Here is a 14,169-nt window from a genome sequence, read left to right on the forward strand (position 1 = left end):
AGCACGGATCAGCGCTGGTTGCCCGGCCGCGCGTGCCCACCGCAGAAGGCAGGACCCCTGGTTCAGGGGCGGGACCGGCCCATGAGGCGCGGCTGCGATCGGCGGCCTCGTCGCTGTGACGGCCGGATTGCATCTCGTGGTCGTTCGGTTCGCGGCGAGAGCCGTGACGCGAGTGCGGCGGCGTCGTCGGCCAGTACGGCCGACAGCAACTCGCCCAGCGCCGGACCGGGACCGATGCCCAGATCCCGTGCGAGGGCCAGACGGCAGTCCTGGTAGACGGCCAGCGCGTCGGCTTTCCGCCCCGACGCGTAGAGCGCGAGCATCTGGAACTCGCGCAACCGTTCCCGCAGCGGATGCGCCGCCGCCAGCGTCGCGAGTTCGGGCACCAGCGCGGCGTACCGACCCAGTCGCAGATCGACGGCTATCCGTTCCTCGACCACGGACAGGCGCTGCTCCGCCAGTGCCTGCGCGGCCTCGTCGAGCACCAGTGAGGAGCGCACATCGGCCAGCGCGTCGTCACGCCACACCGCCAGCGCCTCGGCCAACGACCTGGCCGCGAACGGGAGATCACCCTGGTCACGGGCGTGTCGGCCGACGGCGGTCAGTGATTCGAAGCGGTCCAGGTCCAGTTCGCCTGGCTGCATCCGCAGGAGGTACCCCGCCGGCCGCCGGACCAGCCGGTCCCCCAGTCCGTGGTCGGCCAGCAGACCGCGCAACCGGTGCACGTACTGGTGCAGATTCTTCTGCGCGCTGACCGGCGGGTCGTTGTTCCACAGCGCCTCGGTGAGCCGGGCGGCCGACAGTACCCGTCCGTGGCACAACGCCAGAGCCGCCGTCAGACATCGCATCTTCGCCGCCGGTAACGGCAACGGGTGACCTGCGACGCTGATGCCGACCGGACCGAGGACGCCGAATTTCACAGACCCGTGCAGTGCCATGTCCATCGCGTTCACGGGCGGTCCCATCGCCTGCCCGGCCAGGCGGCTGCACTTGCCGACCCTGCCGATCTGCAGCGTTTCACCGTGGGGCCGGGGCGGCTTGCAGGGGGCGGGCCGCTCGGCGGTATCCCTCGGCGAGCATACGCACCGTACGGATTCGCCCCTGGCCGTCCTGTTCGAGCGGGACCACCATGAGCTCGTCCACGCCGGTCCGGTCCGCCAGCTCGATCAGCCGATCCGCCACAGTCGACGGACTGCCTGTCACCATCGAGGATGTGGCCAGCAACATCCGTACGAGATCCCTCTCACGTGAGGTCACCGGTTGATCCGGTCGCCGTTGCCCAGAAGGCGCTGCGCCGTGATCCAGGGCCTGTCGGCGACGCACCTCCGTCAGGGCGAGATCAAACACGATGTCATCGGCCCCGGTGTCGGTCGACGCGCACACCACAGCGACGGACAGCATGGCGTACGGCTCGGCGCGGGCCGCCGACGGCACGAACGACGCCCGGTACCGACGCAGCACCGGCTCAGGAGCCGCCAGACCGAGATGATGGGCGAACGCAAAGGGCAGGCCGCGTTCGGCCGCGAGCGTGGCGCCCTTCTCACCGCTTCCGAGGACGAAGATCGGCACAGCGCCGACCCGCGGCGAGACGGCAATGTCCGCGTAGCGGTGTCCCGCAGGGAAGGTCCCCGACACAAAGCCGACCAGGTCATCGATGTGCCGCGGATAGTCGCTCACAGAACGGGGCGTGCGGCCCAGCGCCTCTTCGTACACGGTGACTGAACCAGCCGCGCCTGAGGCGCCGCCGATGCCGAGGTCGATCCGGCCCGGGTAGAGCGCTTCCAGGGTGCTGAACTGTTCGGCCACCACGAGCGGCGGATGATTGGACAACATCACACCGCCCGAACCCACGCGCACATTCGTCGTGTGAGCGGCGACAGCGGCGATGAGAACAGCCGGCGCGCTGCTGGCGGTCGTCCGGCTGCCATGATGTTCGGTCACCCATAACCGGTAGTAGCCGGACTCGTCTGCCGCCATCGCGACCTCGATGGTCTGCTGGATGGCGGCGTAAGCGGACAGGTCGGCCTGGATGGGCGTGCCTTCGAGGATCGACAGGCGAGGACAGCCATCGACCACCGCGGTGTCGGATCGCTGGGATGATATTTCCATCGTGAGCCTCCGGCTCGAGTCATGTTGTTTGGCCGATGGATCTGTATGCCACAGGCTCAATGGACGCCCGGAGCGCGAGATCACGCACTCAATGCCCGAACGGACATCCCCTTGCACCGGGGCATGCCGCAGTGAGCACCGAGGACGCGCGAAAAACGTCACCGCGCATTTCAGGCAGCAGGAACAAGCGTCATGTCATGGCCGAGGGCCCTAAGCCGGCGACAGCCAGCATCTACCGCTGCGACGGGTGATCAGCTCGTAACAGCCGCCGCCCACCGGTTGGTTCCACCCCGATGTTTGTACTGGCTGTTCTGCGCCATCAACGTCACGTCGGCCACGCCCGCGACCCAACCGCAGCAGAGCTGGTGCCGATGTGCGCGCCCCGGCGGAGGCCAGTCGGTCACAGCGAAGGTGCCAGGTGGCAAGGATCGCTTGGTTGCCCATCGGATCCCCCCGCTGCTCCCAGGAGTACGGTGAATCGGCCCGTCCGGCGGAATGACAGCAGGCCAAGGCGATGCGAGGGCGATTGGCATATGAGCAGCGTGGTGTGCCAGAAGCTGCCTGTCACGCCATGTTCCGCTCAGCGGACCCTGCAAGTCGGCAAGCCACCGGAGCAGCTTCGAACCGGACCGCGTGTCTTTTACTCTCCGTGACGTGGCGCAGCTCTTTGCCCGTGACATCGGGAGCGAGGACGATCCCGCACGTGGCCTCGCCGGTCCTGCCGTCGTATCGGATCGTCAGGCACAGCGCGTCGATCAGCGCACGGGACAGGTCATCCGGGACAGGTCATCCGGGGCGGGACAGGCGGTCAGGAGCAGGCCGGCGTCGTAGGCGTGCAACGGCGTCCCGGGCTCATCGGCGCGGGTGTTGAAGGAGCCGGAGCGCTCCAGCGTGTTGCTGGGCGAGGCGGACATGGGTGAACTCATTTGGGTGCGGCTCTTCTGAAGTGAGCTCGCCCGTCAGGCCAGGAGTTCGTAGTTCTGTTGGGCGTGCGGGCGTTAGCGGGGGTGGATGCGGTCGTCGGCTGCTGGACTGCTGGTGCGGGTCAACTCCCGTTGCCGCCATGCTCCGGGTGGGTCTCCGTGATGGCGGCGGAAGGCTGCGGCGAACGCGTAGGGAGAGCCGTAGCCGGTCACGTCGGCGATTTTCGCCAGGCCCAGCTCGCCGTTGCGCAGGCAGTCGCGGGCCAGGGTCATTCGCCAGTCCGTCAGGTATTGCATCGGGGTCTGGCCGAGCGCGTCTTTGAAGGTTCGTGCGAAGGCCGCCCGGGACAGTCCGCTGATCTCGGCGAGCTCGGGGACCGACCATGGGTGCCCGGCATCCTCGTGTATGGCTTGCAACGCCGCGTTGAGCCGGGGATCCGCCGACGCCCGGTACCAGCGAGGTGCGGTGGTGCTCTGACGGAAACTGGTACGGATGGCAAGAACCAGAAGGATGTCGAGGAGCCGGTCCAGCACCGTGGGCTGACCTGGCTCAGGGGAAGCCAGCTCGCGGGACAGCAGGCCGATCACATCGCGCAGCGGATCGCCGACCGCCGCCGAGAGGGGCAGCACCTGGGGCAGCGCATCGAGCAGGCCGCTGCCGATGTCCCCCGAAAACCGGTAGGCGCCACACAGGAACACCGTGGCCTGTGGGTCGTCCGAGAGGCCGTCGCGCCCGTGATGCGCCCGGAACTCCTCCGGTTCGAGGCAGTCGGCGCCGGGCTCATGGCCGATGTAGTGATCGGGGCCCCCGCGGACAAGCGTCACGTCGCCCGGCGAGAGCTCCATCGGGCTCTGGGAGACGTCGTCGAACCACAGCCACCCCCGCCCCCGTACGACAGCGTGCACCGCGAGCTGGATAGAGCCCCCCAGCCGCAACCCCCAGGGAGGCGTGGCCACCGTTCGAGCGAAAACAGCGCCCGAGGCGCGCGCTCTCGCGAGGTGGTCCTCCAGCAGATCCATGCGCCAAGTATTAAGCAAAACAATCATGTTGGTCAATTGTGCGAGCGTTTGAAACAAAGAAATGAGCGGATCACGCATTGATTCGCTCGACAAGTGGTCTCACCGTGGAGTCATGACCGATTCACAGCAGACGACACTTGTCCTCGGCGGTACCGGACGAACCGGATCGCTGGTGGCGCGCAAACTCATCGAGCGGGGTCTGCATGCGCGTACCGCCTCGCGTCGCGGCGCCGACGTGCGGTTCGACTGGGACGACCCGACTACCCATGCCCGTGCCCTGGAGGGCGTCGACCGCGTCTACCTCGTCACGCCCGTCATGCGGGTCACGTACGCCGGCCCGGTGTCCGACTTCCTCGATCGTGCCGCGGGAGCCGGGGTGCGGCACGTCACGTACCTCAGCGCCCACGGCAGCGACCAGGCACCACCGGAGGTCGACATCCGGGCCGTCGAACTCGACCTCGCGCGCCGAGGAGCCTTCACGCACTCCGTCCTGCGTCCCGCATGGGTCATGCAGAACTTCATTGACGACCACACGCCGGTCATCGAAGGCGCCACCACCGTACCGACCGGCGGCGGCGCGGAAGCCTTCGTCGATGCCGCGGACATCGCGGCGGTCGCGGTCGAGACGCTGGTAGCCCCTGACGCCCATGCCGGCGCGCAGTACGCGCCGACCGGCCCTCAGGCGCTCACGGTCGGCGAGGTCGCCGGCATCATCGCCGACGTGATCGGCCGACCCGTCACCCACCACGACATCGACCCCGAGGCATGGATCGGCGGTGCGATCGCGGCCGGCGCCGTACCCGCCGATTACGCCGTGATGCTCCGCTGGCTGACGGGGACCATCATCTCCGGCAACGGTTCCCGGCCCAATGACGACATCGAGAAGGTCACCGGCAGGCCGCCGGTCACCTTCCGGGACTTCGCCCGGCGGAATGCTGCCGCATGGACCCTCCAGGCGTCCAAGTGACCACGCCCATCGCAGACTTCGGCAACTTCGACGACTTCACGGCGCTGGACCCCTTCTTCCGCATCATCGAGGAAGGACTGGCAGGCTTCGTTGACGGACGGCACTTCTTCGATCTCCTGGCCGAAGACGTCGTCTTCGACTACGTGATCTCCGTTCCCGGATACCCGCGACGGGTCGAGGGACGCCGGGCCGTGGCCGAGCTCTACCGCGGCTACGGCAGCACCATGGTCCTGCGGAGCGCGGACGAACTGGCCGTTCACCGGGATCATGAGGCGTCGGTGATCGTGCTGGAGTACGCGGTGCACGGGCAGGCGGTCCGGACCAGGCGCGCCTACGACAACCACTTCGTCTCAGTGATCACCATCAAGGACCGCAAAGTCACGCACTGGCGGGACTACCTGGACCCCGTCGCCATCTTCAACGCGATCGGATGGCCTGCACCGTAACGGTCGACTCGCGGCGACTCCGATCTCGACGCTCTCGCCGAGGAACCCTGGTGGCCGAGCATGAGAGCCCCGGCGGGATCAGCGGCATCTTGAGGAGACACGGGCCGCCGCCTACCGGCCCGAGAAGAGACGGTGGCCCATGGTCCGCCCGGTGGTCCTGGCCGCGCCACCAAGGGCTCCCCCTCTTTCTCGGCGCACAGGCGGGCAACACGGTCGCCACCGCCAGCGGCCGACCAAGGGGCCTGGCGGAGTGATCTCTGCCCAACCCCGGGGCTGTTCAGGCGTCTGCTTCGCCGGCCTCCAGGACAGCCTCGACGTCGACCACGACATCGACCATGGCACTGACGACCACGCCGCCCCGGTTGACCACGTCGTTCCAACTCACCCCGAAGTCATGGCGGTTGATGCGCGTCGTGGCGGCGAAACCGGCGCGTCGCCTGGGGCCGAGGTCCCGACCGTCCTCCCACCAGGGTGTATCCCACTGTCCCAAATATGTGACCTCGAAAGTCACGGGACGCGTTACGCCGCGTACTGTGAGGTCTCCGGTGATCTCGAACTCGGTTGCGCTCAGCTGATGAACGCGCGACCCAACGAACGTCCACGTCGGGTGGTGCTCGATATCGAAGAAATCGGCACTGCGCAGGTGGGCGTCGCGCTGGGGCTGACCGGTGTACACCTGGGTCGCGTCGACCGTCGCCTCGACGCGGGCCTTCTCCGGTTCGTCGGGATCGACCTCCAGCAAGCCGTGCACGTTCTTGAACTGCCCGCGCACGTAGGTGACCATCATGTGCCTGGCACGGAACTCCGCGCCCGTATGGCCGGGCTCGAAGAACCATCTGGTCATGGCCATGAAGGCTCCCGGGCGTACTGCCCCCTTCAGTCAGCATAGGACGACAGAGGGCCACGGGGCTGCGGTGGGCGACGAGCGCTGCGTGACGCGGGGTCACGGCTTCTCTCAGGCCGGGACGACCGGCCAAGTTGCCGGAGCGCGCAGTGCCAAGCAGTGGACGCAGGTCACCGGTGCTCGGTCACGCCCTCGATGATGAGGGAGATGCCGATGCCCAGCATCCAGACATCCTTGGCCAGCGGGATGCCCTGCTCGGTGGGCCGGAGGCTGCCTTCTCGGCGCATGCCCGGCGTGCGCAGGTACAGACCGAGCGTGCCGGCGGAGAATGCGGTCAGCGCAGCCCCGGCGACAGCGGCAGGGACCACCGGCAGGAGCAACGCGGCGGCAATGGCGATCTCCCCAGTGGAGAGCAGCCGGGCGAACTGCTGGGCGTCGAGCTTTCCCAGGAAGGGGTAGGTGGTGGTGGCGAACTGCTGCAGTCCCTCAGCGGGGGCTGGCCGTTGACGTGCTGGGCCTGGTGATCGCCGTGGTGGTGCTGGCCGCTTCCGTGCACGACAACGCCTTCGGTACCGCGTTGCTGGACAAGGTCGCCGCGGGGACCTCCACGGTGACCAAGGCGCTGGTGGACCAGGGGTTCTAGAAGACCGTGGTCGACCACGGCGCCGGCCTGGGCATCGCGGTGGAGGTCGTCGAGCGCAACCCGGCCGACCACGACTTCGTCCCGCGGCCGATCCGCTGGAGGGTCGAGCAGACCAACGGGATCTTGATGCTGCACCGCAGGCTGGTCCGCGACTACGAATACCGCCCGGCCAGTTCCGAGTCCCGGGTGTACTGGGCGACAAGCGATGTGATGACCCGTCGACTGACCGGCACCTCCACCCCGTCCTGGCGCGGCGCGTGAGCGGCGACCCACAGCAGACCCTCGGTGCCCTGCCGGCACGTCTGGAGGTCCGCGAGCGGCAGATCGCTGTGGAAGCGGAGGCCGCTCACGAGCAGATCGCGCAGCTGACCGCGCTGCTGGACGGACTCGCCCAGGCCGCCGAGCACATCACGATCACCCGCAAGACGCTCCTGGAACTGCCCGCCGAAACGCCCTCGGCACCGGCCACACCGACTCCGGCCCTGCCGGACGGCCCCGCCTACCAGCAGATCATGGTCGTGTTCGCCGAAGCCGACGCTCCGCTACGGGCGAGGAACGTGTGCGAGGCGATGGACCTGGACCTCCTGCCGAACAACATCGACAACGTCCGCATCAAACTGAAGCGCCTGACCGGGCGCGGAATCCTCGATGAGACCGAGCAGGGACTGTTCACCAGGCCGCGACCGTAACCGCCCGGCAAACCCACCACCGGCCCACTCACGTCGTTCCGCCGGCCCGCCGAGGAAACCCGTTGCGAGTGACCCGCATCGGTTGTCTGATTGATCGGCCACCGATCACGGGATGAAACATGAGTATGTCGCTGCCCACCCCCTCGTTGCAGACCTCTCGCCTTCGACTGCGTGCCTTCGAAGACGCGGACGCGAACGACCTGTTCGCGCTGCAGAGCAACGCCTACGTGCTGCGCTACTGGGACGGTCCACCGTGGACCGAACGCGCGCGCGCCGAGAAGTTCATCACCCGTTGCCGAGAGATGGAAAAGGAAGGCACCGGGACGCGGCTGGCCGTGGATCGTGTCTCCGACGGGGCGTTCATCGGCTGGTGCACCCTGAACAGGTGGAATCCAGACTTCCGCAGCGCGTCGCTGGGCTACTGCTTCGACGATGCAGCGTGGGGCCACGGTTATGCGACCGAGGCCGCGCGCGCTTTGCTGCGGTGGGCATTCGACACACTGAACCTGAATCGCGTCCAGGCTGAGGCCGATACGCGCAACGTGGCATCTGCCCGCGTGCTGGAGAAGCTCGGCTTCCTGCGTGAAGGGACCTTGCGAGAAGACTGCGTCGTCAACGGCGAGGTCTCCGACTCGTGGGTCTACGGGCTGATCAGGCGGGAGTGGCGGCCGTCGTCCGAGCCGGCTTCCGCCCGCTGAGTCCCATCGCCCGGCACCTGGTATCGACCACGCCCCGAACCACTGATCACTGCGCCTCATCCAAACTGAACGGCGAACCGGACAAAGGCTCACATCCCGCCCTCTGACGGCTCCGCCGGATCCTGCCCGCCCACGGAGAGGCAGGATCCTGATCATGGATCCGCATCGAGGGCGAAGTCCGATGGGTGCAGTTCGCGGCTCACACGAGATTTTCGTAGCCGGTGATCGCTCGGGCAGGGAGCGTGACCTGATGCCTGCACGGCAAGATGCTGGGGCATGTCGAATGAGGTCCTGTATCTCCTGCTTCCGCAACTCGTGCCGCAGCAGGCGGTCGAGTATGAACACCGGGGATCCAGGCTCGCCGTCCTGGTAGCGACCGGGGCCCGCGAAGGCGTCCAGGAGAGTGACCCGGGGCCGGGAGTAGCCGGTGCGCTGGGATGTCTGGAGCAGGATCGGCCACCAGGCGTCCAAGTAGCGCTGGTACAGCCGATGCTTGACCGCAGTCGCCGGCTCCAGCTTCCACAGCACGCCCATGCGCCTCCCCCCGGGTAGCCAGCTCTGGCCAATGCTGTGATTGTCCGATGACTCAGCGTGCGTCCACCAAAGTGCCTCAGGCATGGATCCAGCCGTTATGCCTCCGGCATCGCTCGCCCAGCCCGGCATGGGCCTTCGCCCCCACGGTGCGGCCGCCGCACCCCTGGGCGTCGATCGCATGGGTCAACAGGGTTGTGTCGCCAAAGTCCTCATAGGGATCGACTCCATGCACCGGCACGGGGCCGGCAGCTCGGCGTCCCCGTGCTCGACATCGCGATGGGCGAGCGTCCAACAGCTATCCACCCGAGCGTTCAACCGCCCCGACACGCCCTTCCCCAGCGGCTTTGGGATCGGCCGTAACCAGTCACAACGACCGCTCAGGGCCCCGGTTCAGGATCGCCCGGACTCGCATCCCGACAGCCGGTCCGGGTAGCCGAACTCCGTGTCCGAACACCGTGGGCAAGGCCCCACGATGAGAGAGAACTCTGACGCGGGTGCTGCATGGAGGCTGCCAACGGCCGTTCACAAAGGCCAGTCGTAGCCGAGGTCCGCCATACGCGCTCTGAGCCCGGACTCCGCAGCTTCGTATTGGCGCCCGAGGTCTGCCATCGAGGTCGCATACCGCTCACCCCATGACCGTCCCATGGCCGGCGCGGTCAAAGTCTCAGTGATCGACTTGCCGTCGCGTGTGCCCCGGCCGCGGTCTCTCCCGCTGGTCGCTTCCCCCGCCTCTGCCAGAGCAGCTTCGACCCGGACCGCGCGACCCTTACTCTCCGTGGCTACATGCGGCTCTTTGCTCGTGAGACCGGGGGCGAGGACGTTCCCGCACGTCGCCTCGCCGGTCCTGCCGTCGTAGGAGACGTCGCGCACCGCCCAGACCCCGCCGAGGGCCTCCGGGCGGGTGGACAGCTCGGCCTGCGGCGCCAGCAGCTCGATGCCGCGGCTGGGGATGTCGATGCGGATTTGGTCGCCGTACTGGACCAGGGCGATCACTCCGCCCGACGTCGCGTAAGGCGAGACGTGGCCGTCGCTGAGGCCGGAGCACCTGCACGACGACCAGGCGGTGGGTAGCTGGTCGCCAGGGCACGCGGAGGCCGTGGATCGACCGTTGACGGTTGCCGCGCTCACACGGCCGTGCGGCGCATGCGTAGGGCAGACCGCCCAGTGAATGTGCAAAGCTGGAGTTCCGATCACGAGGACGGCACTTCCTGGCGCCCGGCGACGTCCTGACGCCGGGGCCGTTCCGAAGCGGGCCGGTGAGTACAGATGACCTCGAGTTCCGCCGACGCCCCGAATCCCAGGCCACCCGGTACCGGGAACGGGCCTGCCGTCTCCCGTCGGGAGTTCGACGCGCTCTTCGAGGCGGTTCGCACGTGGGGGCGCTGGGCCCCGGCCGATCGTGGTGCCTGGAACCGTGTGACCGCGGACCATGTGCGGCGGGCCGCGGCCGCAGTGCGGTCCGGGACGGTCGTCCCGATGGCGCTGCCCTGGAACACCCGGCCGGGCCCCGACAACCGCAAGCCAGCCCTGCACCACATGACCGATCTCGGTGATGTGGAGGCCCCGGAGCCCTCCACTCACAAGGACTTCATCGCCGCCGACTACCACGGCAAGGGCGTCACCCATCTCGACGCGCTGTGCCACATCGCCTACCGGGGGCAGCTCTACGACGGCCGTACGGCACACGAGGTCGTCGACGCCGCAGGAGCCCGCTTCGGCGCGGTGTCGACGCTCGGACCGCTCGTCACGAGGGGTGTGCTCCTCGACCTCCCCGTCGTCCTCGGGATCCGCTGGCTGGAGCCGGGACAGGCGGTGCACGCGAAGGACATCGTCGCCGCGGAGAAGGCGCTCGATGTCAGGATCGGCGAGGGCGACGCGGTGCTGTTGCGCTCCGGACACGTCGCCCGCCGCGCGGAACTCGGTGCCTGGGACCCCGACACGGCGAGTGCGGGGTTTCACGTGGACGCCGTACCGCTGCTGGCCGAGCGCGGCATCGCGCTGCTCGGCGGTGACGGCGACAGTGACGTACGGCCCTCGCCGGTGGACGGTGTGCACTCGCCGGTCCACGCCCTGGCCGTCGCCGCGATGGGGGTGCCACTACTGGACAACCTCGACCTGGAAGCACTCTCCGCCGCGACCGCCGAGGCGGGGCGGTGTGAGTTCCTGCTCGTCGTGGCGCCGCTGAACGTCCCGGGCGGGACGGGCTCGCCCGTCAACCCGGTCGCGGTCCTGTGACAGCCGGCCCGGCCCGGTCGCTGCGTGAGGAAGCTTACGAACCGTGACTCGTGTACTTAATCCCCGTATCCTCGTCAATGACAGGTATTTCCTGAATGTGGATTATCGACGGCGCGAGTGAGGCGAAGCGTGGTTCGGTCCGGCTGGGAACCGATACCGACGGGGCGTGCGACAGGCGGCACGGGGCCCGCCCGTTTCCGTGAGCGGTTTCTGCAGGGGGAGCCGGTCGAGACGGGCGTGCGAACGTCGATCCTGGATTCCTGGCAGCGCTGCCGCTCCATGGGGCTGTCGCCGGACCAGTCCGACCTTCCCTTTCGGGAGGACTTCGATCCGGACGACCGGCTTGTCCACGCGGCCGTGCCGGTGCTCGACCGGCTGCAGTCCAGGTTCGCCGGCAGCGCGATCAACATCTCCGTCGCCGATGAGAGCGGGACGGTTCTCCTGCGCCGCTTCGGACAGACCTCGCTGGCCCGAAGTCTCCCGGAGATCCAGAGCGTCCCAGGGTTCGTGTTCGCCGAGCAGGTCGCCGGTACCAACGGCATCGGTCTCGCCCTGGCGGAGCGGCAACCCATCCGGGTCTACGGTGCCGAGCACTTCGCCGAACGCTCCCAGGGCAGCGCCTGCCGCGCGCTTCCCGTCCGCGACCCGCTCAGCGGCCGCATAGAGGGCGTTCTGTGCTTCGGCTATCCGCGCAGCTTCGAGGACCCGGCGCTGGCCACCGTGATACGCAAGGCGGCCGAGGCCATCGAGCGGCGGCTGCTGGGGCAGAGTTCCGCGCGTGAGCATGCGCTGCTGAGGGCGTACCTGGACACCGGAGCCGAAGCCGCCGCGGGCTCTCACCACCGCGCCGGAGTGGACGAACTGGCCCTCGAGCTGCACTCCCGCGACCGGGCGATCCTCATGGACAAGGCCGCCGAGCTGATCTCCCGTGCGCAACGGGCCGCCGTCGACGTGTCCCTGCCCGACGGCCGACGGGTCACGCTCGTGAGCCGTCCGATGACAAGTGCCTCCGGAGTGGAAGGCATCGCCATCGAGGCCGTCCTCCCCGGTCCCTCACCGCGAGAGCACCTCGCCATCCCGCACCAGGTCGACGAGTTGCCGGGCTTCCCCGTCGAGGCTGCCGTCGTTCCTGCCGTCCCGCCGTCCGGGGCCGTTCCCGTCGTCGTGGTGCCCGGGCATCTCTCTGTCCTCCCACCGTCCGGGCGCGTTCCCGACGCCGCACCCGGCCAGGTCGTCACGGGTGCCACGACCGCAGGCGCCGACGGTGTAGCGGACGGTCACCCCCACTCGCAGCCCCCGGCGAGGGGGCTCGTGCTGGTGGGGGAGCCGCATGTGGGGACATATGCCCTGGCCGCGCGGCGCCGCCTGGAGCTGCTGTCCGAGGCCAGCGGCCGCATAGGCACCACCCTGGACGTGCGCCGCACCGCCGAAGAGCTCGCCGAGACGGCGGTCCCGCGACTGGCCGACTTCGTCACGATCGACCTGCCCGAGGCCGTACTGCGTGGCGAGGAGCCCGCCGATCCCCTCGACGACCTGCGCCGTGCGGTGGTCCACGGCATCCGCGACGACTGTCCGTTCAGCCCGGTCGGCAAGCAGGTCCACTTCGGCCCGGCCACGGCGCAGCTGCGGTGCCTGACCAGCGGGCAGACGGTGCTGGAACCGAACCTGAAGGCCGCCGCGGGCTGGCTCGCCCAGGACCCCGAGCACAGCGAACGGCTGCCGACCTACGTCCACTCCCTCATCGCGGTCCCTCTGGTCGCCCGCGGAGTCGTCCTGGGCGTCGCCAGCTTCTATCGCGCCCAGGACCCCGCCCCCTTCGGTGACGACGACCGCTCGCTGGCCCAGGAACTCGCCACCCGCGCTGCCCTGTCCATCGACAACGCCCGGCGCTACACGTACGAACGCACTATGGTCCTGGCCCTGCAGCGCAGGCTGCTCCCGCACGCTCTGCCCGATCAGGATGCTGTCGAGGTCGCCCATCGCTACCTGCCCGCGGAATCCGACGTGGGCGGAGACTGGTACGACGTCATCCCCCTTTCCGGCACCCGCGTCGGCCTCATGGTCGGCGACGTCGTCGGCCACGGCATGCTCTCCGCCGCCACCATGGGCCGACTGCGCACCGCCGCACGCAGCTTCGCCGAACTCGACTTCCCCCCGGACGAAGTCCTCACCCACCTCGACAACCTCGTGGGGCGCCTGGACCGGGAGGATCCCGACGGCAAGGGCGCCGACATCATCGGCGCGACCTGCCTGTACGCCATCTACGACCCGACTACGCAGCGGTGCGTGATGGCCAGGGCAGGCCACCCGCCGCCCGCGCTGGTCCACCCCGACGGCGCCGTGTCGTATCCCGACCTGCCGGCCGGGCCTCCGCTCGGCCTGGGGGGGCTGCCCTTCGACGCCGTCGAGATCGACCTCCCCGAGAACAGTCAGCTGGTCCTCTACACCGACGGACTCATCGAGGACCGGCACCGCGATGTCGACATGGTCCTCGACGAGCTGCGCGCAGCCCTGGCACACGCGGGCCGCAACGCCGAGGAGACCTGCCAGGCGATCCTGGACACCGTGGCGCCCGCCCACCCGTGCGACGACATCGCCCTGCTCGTCGCCCGCACCCACGCCCTGGACCCCAGTCGGATCGCCACCTGGGAGCTGCCCGCCGATCCGGCCCTCGTCGGTGAAGTCCGTGCGGCCGCCATCCGGCGACTGGCCGACTGGGGACTCGACGAGGTCGCGTTCGCCGCGGAGCTGATACTGAGCGAGCTGGTCACCAATGCCATCCGCCACGGTTCCGGGCCCATCCGGGTACGGCTCCTGCACGACCGCACCCTGATCTGCGAGGTCTCCGACAGCAGCAACACCGCCCCGCACCTGCGTCGCGCGGCCACCACCGACGAGGGCGGGCGTGGCCTGTTCCTCGTCGCGCAGCTGTCACAGACCTGGGGTACGCGCCACCTCTCGGAAGGCAAGGCCATCTGGGCCGAATGCGGGCTCGACGGCGCGTGAGGACGAAGCCCGGCGCTCCGGGAGCGGCCCACTGACCCGTTGGGGTCACGACAAT

General features: G+C 68.8%; 13 protein-coding genes and 2 pseudogenes. 7 read left to right on the plus strand and 8 right to left on the minus strand.

Going from position 1 to position 14,169, the window contains the following annotated elements:
* Positions 1 to 62 precede the first annotated feature (62 nt).
* From OH768_RS25185 to OH768_RS25200, 4 genes are all read right to left on the minus strand, one after another.
* Positions 63 to 944: a BTAD domain-containing putative transcriptional regulator gene (locus OH768_RS25185; protein WP_406465431.1), complete on the minus strand. Its 882-nt coding sequence runs from the start codon at positions 942 to 944 to the stop codon at positions 63 to 65.
* Positions 945 to 1,017: 73 nt separating this feature from the next.
* Entirely contained in the window at positions 1,018 to 2,109 is a 1,092-nt protein-coding gene (locus tag OH768_RS25190) for an MsnO8 family LLM class oxidoreductase (protein WP_406457178.1), read from the minus strand.
* Positions 2,110 to 2,864: 755 nt separating this feature from the next.
* Complete coding sequence (locus tag OH768_RS25195) at positions 2,865 to 3,023, minus strand: hypothetical protein (protein WP_406457180.1); 159 nt, start codon at positions 3,021 to 3,023, stop codon at positions 2,865 to 2,867.
* Between the two features lie 84 nt (positions 3,024 to 3,107).
* Positions 3,108 to 4,052: a cupin domain-containing protein gene (locus OH768_RS25200; RefSeq protein WP_406457182.1), complete on the minus strand. Its 945-nt coding sequence runs from the start codon at positions 4,050 to 4,052 to the stop codon at positions 3,108 to 3,110.
* Positions 4,053 to 4,164: 112 nt separating this feature from the next.
* Between OH768_RS25200 and OH768_RS25205 the strand changes: the two genes are divergently transcribed.
* Both OH768_RS25205 and OH768_RS25210 read left to right on the plus strand, forming a co-directional pair.
* On the plus strand, positions 4,165 to 5,019 hold the full coding sequence (locus tag OH768_RS25205; RefSeq protein WP_406457184.1) for an NmrA family NAD(P)-binding protein: 855 nt from the start codon (positions 4,165 to 4,167) through the stop codon (positions 5,017 to 5,019).
* The gene (locus tag OH768_RS25210) at positions 5,016 to 5,465 is read left to right on the plus strand and encodes a nuclear transport factor 2 family protein (protein ID WP_406457186.1); all 450 of its coding nucleotides are present in this window, start codon (positions 5,016 to 5,018) and stop codon (positions 5,463 to 5,465) included. Before OH768_RS25205 ends, OH768_RS25210 begins: the two co-directional genes overlap by 4 nt.
* A gap of 277 nt (positions 5,466 to 5,742) precedes the next feature.
* On the opposite strand, the gene OH768_RS25215 is transcribed toward OH768_RS25210, so the two are convergent.
* Positions 5,743 to 6,315 carry a YceI family protein gene (locus OH768_RS25215; protein ID WP_406457188.1) on the minus strand — a complete coding sequence of 191 codons (573 nt, stop codon included), beginning with the start codon at positions 6,313 to 6,315 and terminating at the stop codon, positions 5,743 to 5,745.
* Between the two features lie 164 nt (positions 6,316 to 6,479).
* Entirely contained in the window at positions 6,480 to 6,677 is a 198-nt protein-coding gene (locus OH768_RS25220; RefSeq protein WP_406465833.1) for a hypothetical protein, read from the minus strand.
* Positions 6,678 to 6,796: 119 nt separating this feature from the next.
* Here OH768_RS25220 and OH768_RS25225 point away from each other — a divergent pair.
* The 3 genes and pseudogenes from OH768_RS25225 to OH768_RS25235 form a co-directional block, all read left to right on the plus strand.
* Positions 6,797 to 7,213, plus strand: a pseudogene (locus OH768_RS25225) (IS5/IS1182 family transposase); the annotation flags it as partial.
* Positions 7,210 to 7,641 (plus strand): hypothetical protein, encoded by a 432-nt coding sequence (locus tag OH768_RS25230; protein WP_406457190.1) that lies wholly within the window; start codon positions 7,210 to 7,212, stop codon positions 7,639 to 7,641. The pseudogene OH768_RS25225 and the gene OH768_RS25230, both read left to right, overlap by 4 nt.
* A 125-nt stretch (positions 7,642 to 7,766) precedes the next feature.
* Positions 7,767 to 8,339 (plus strand): GNAT family N-acetyltransferase, encoded by a 573-nt coding sequence (locus OH768_RS25235; protein WP_406465433.1) that lies wholly within the window; start codon positions 7,767 to 7,769, stop codon positions 8,337 to 8,339.
* Positions 8,340 to 8,660: 321 nt separating this feature from the next.
* Here the strand turns inward: OH768_RS25235 and tcmP are convergent.
* Both tcmP and OH768_RS25245 read right to left on the minus strand, forming a co-directional pair.
* Positions 8,661 to 9,053, minus strand: a pseudogene (gene tcmP / locus OH768_RS25240) (three-Cys-motif partner protein TcmP); the annotation flags it as partial.
* Positions 9,054 to 9,395: 342 nt separating this feature from the next.
* Positions 9,396 to 10,067 (minus strand): dihydroxy-acid dehydratase, encoded by a 672-nt coding sequence (locus OH768_RS25245; protein ID WP_406457192.1) that lies wholly within the window; start codon positions 10,065 to 10,067, stop codon positions 9,396 to 9,398.
* Between the two features lie 72 nt (positions 10,068 to 10,139).
* Between OH768_RS25245 and OH768_RS25250 the strand changes: the two genes are divergently transcribed.
* Both OH768_RS25250 and OH768_RS25255 read left to right on the plus strand, forming a co-directional pair.
* Positions 10,140 to 11,108, plus strand: a complete 969-nt coding sequence (locus OH768_RS25250; protein ID WP_406457194.1) for a cyclase family protein — start codon at positions 10,140 to 10,142, stop codon at positions 11,106 to 11,108.
* A gap of 129 nt (positions 11,109 to 11,237) precedes the next feature.
* Positions 11,238 to 14,114 (plus strand): SpoIIE family protein phosphatase, encoded by a 2,877-nt coding sequence (locus OH768_RS25255; RefSeq protein WP_406457196.1) that lies wholly within the window; start codon positions 11,238 to 11,240, stop codon positions 14,112 to 14,114.
* Positions 14,115 to 14,169 lie beyond the last annotated feature (55 nt).

This window comes from Streptomyces sp. NBC_01622, assembly GCF_045209635.1.
Lineage (GTDB): Bacteria > Actinomycetota > Actinomycetes > Streptomycetales > Streptomycetaceae > Streptomyces.

Coding starts and splice junctions, on each gene's coding strand:
- OH768_RS25185 (WP_406465431.1), bottom strand. CDS start 944: ATGGACATGGCACTGCACGGGTCTGTGAAATTCGGCGTCCTCGGTCCG.
- OH768_RS25190 (WP_406457178.1), bottom strand. CDS start 2,109: ATGGAAATATCATCCCAGCGATCCGACACCGCGGTGGTCGATGGCTGT.
- OH768_RS25195 (WP_406457180.1), bottom strand. CDS start 3,023: ATGTCCGCCTCGCCCAGCAACACGCTGGAGCGCTCCGGCTCCTTCAAC.
- OH768_RS25200 (WP_406457182.1), bottom strand. CDS start 4,052: ATGGATCTGCTGGAGGACCACCTCGCGAGAGCGCGCGCCTCGGGCGCT.
- OH768_RS25205 (WP_406457184.1), top strand. CDS start 4,165: ATGACCGATTCACAGCAGACGACACTTGTCCTCGGCGGTACCGGACGA.
- OH768_RS25215 (WP_406457188.1), bottom strand. CDS start 6,315: ATGGCCATGACCAGATGGTTCTTCGAGCCCGGCCATACGGGCGCGGAG.
- OH768_RS25235 (WP_406465433.1), top strand. CDS start 7,767: ATGTCGCTGCCCACCCCCTCGTTGCAGACCTCTCGCCTTCGACTGCGT.
- OH768_RS25250 (WP_406457194.1), top strand. CDS start 10,140: ATGACCTCGAGTTCCGCCGACGCCCCGAATCCCAGGCCACCCGGTACC.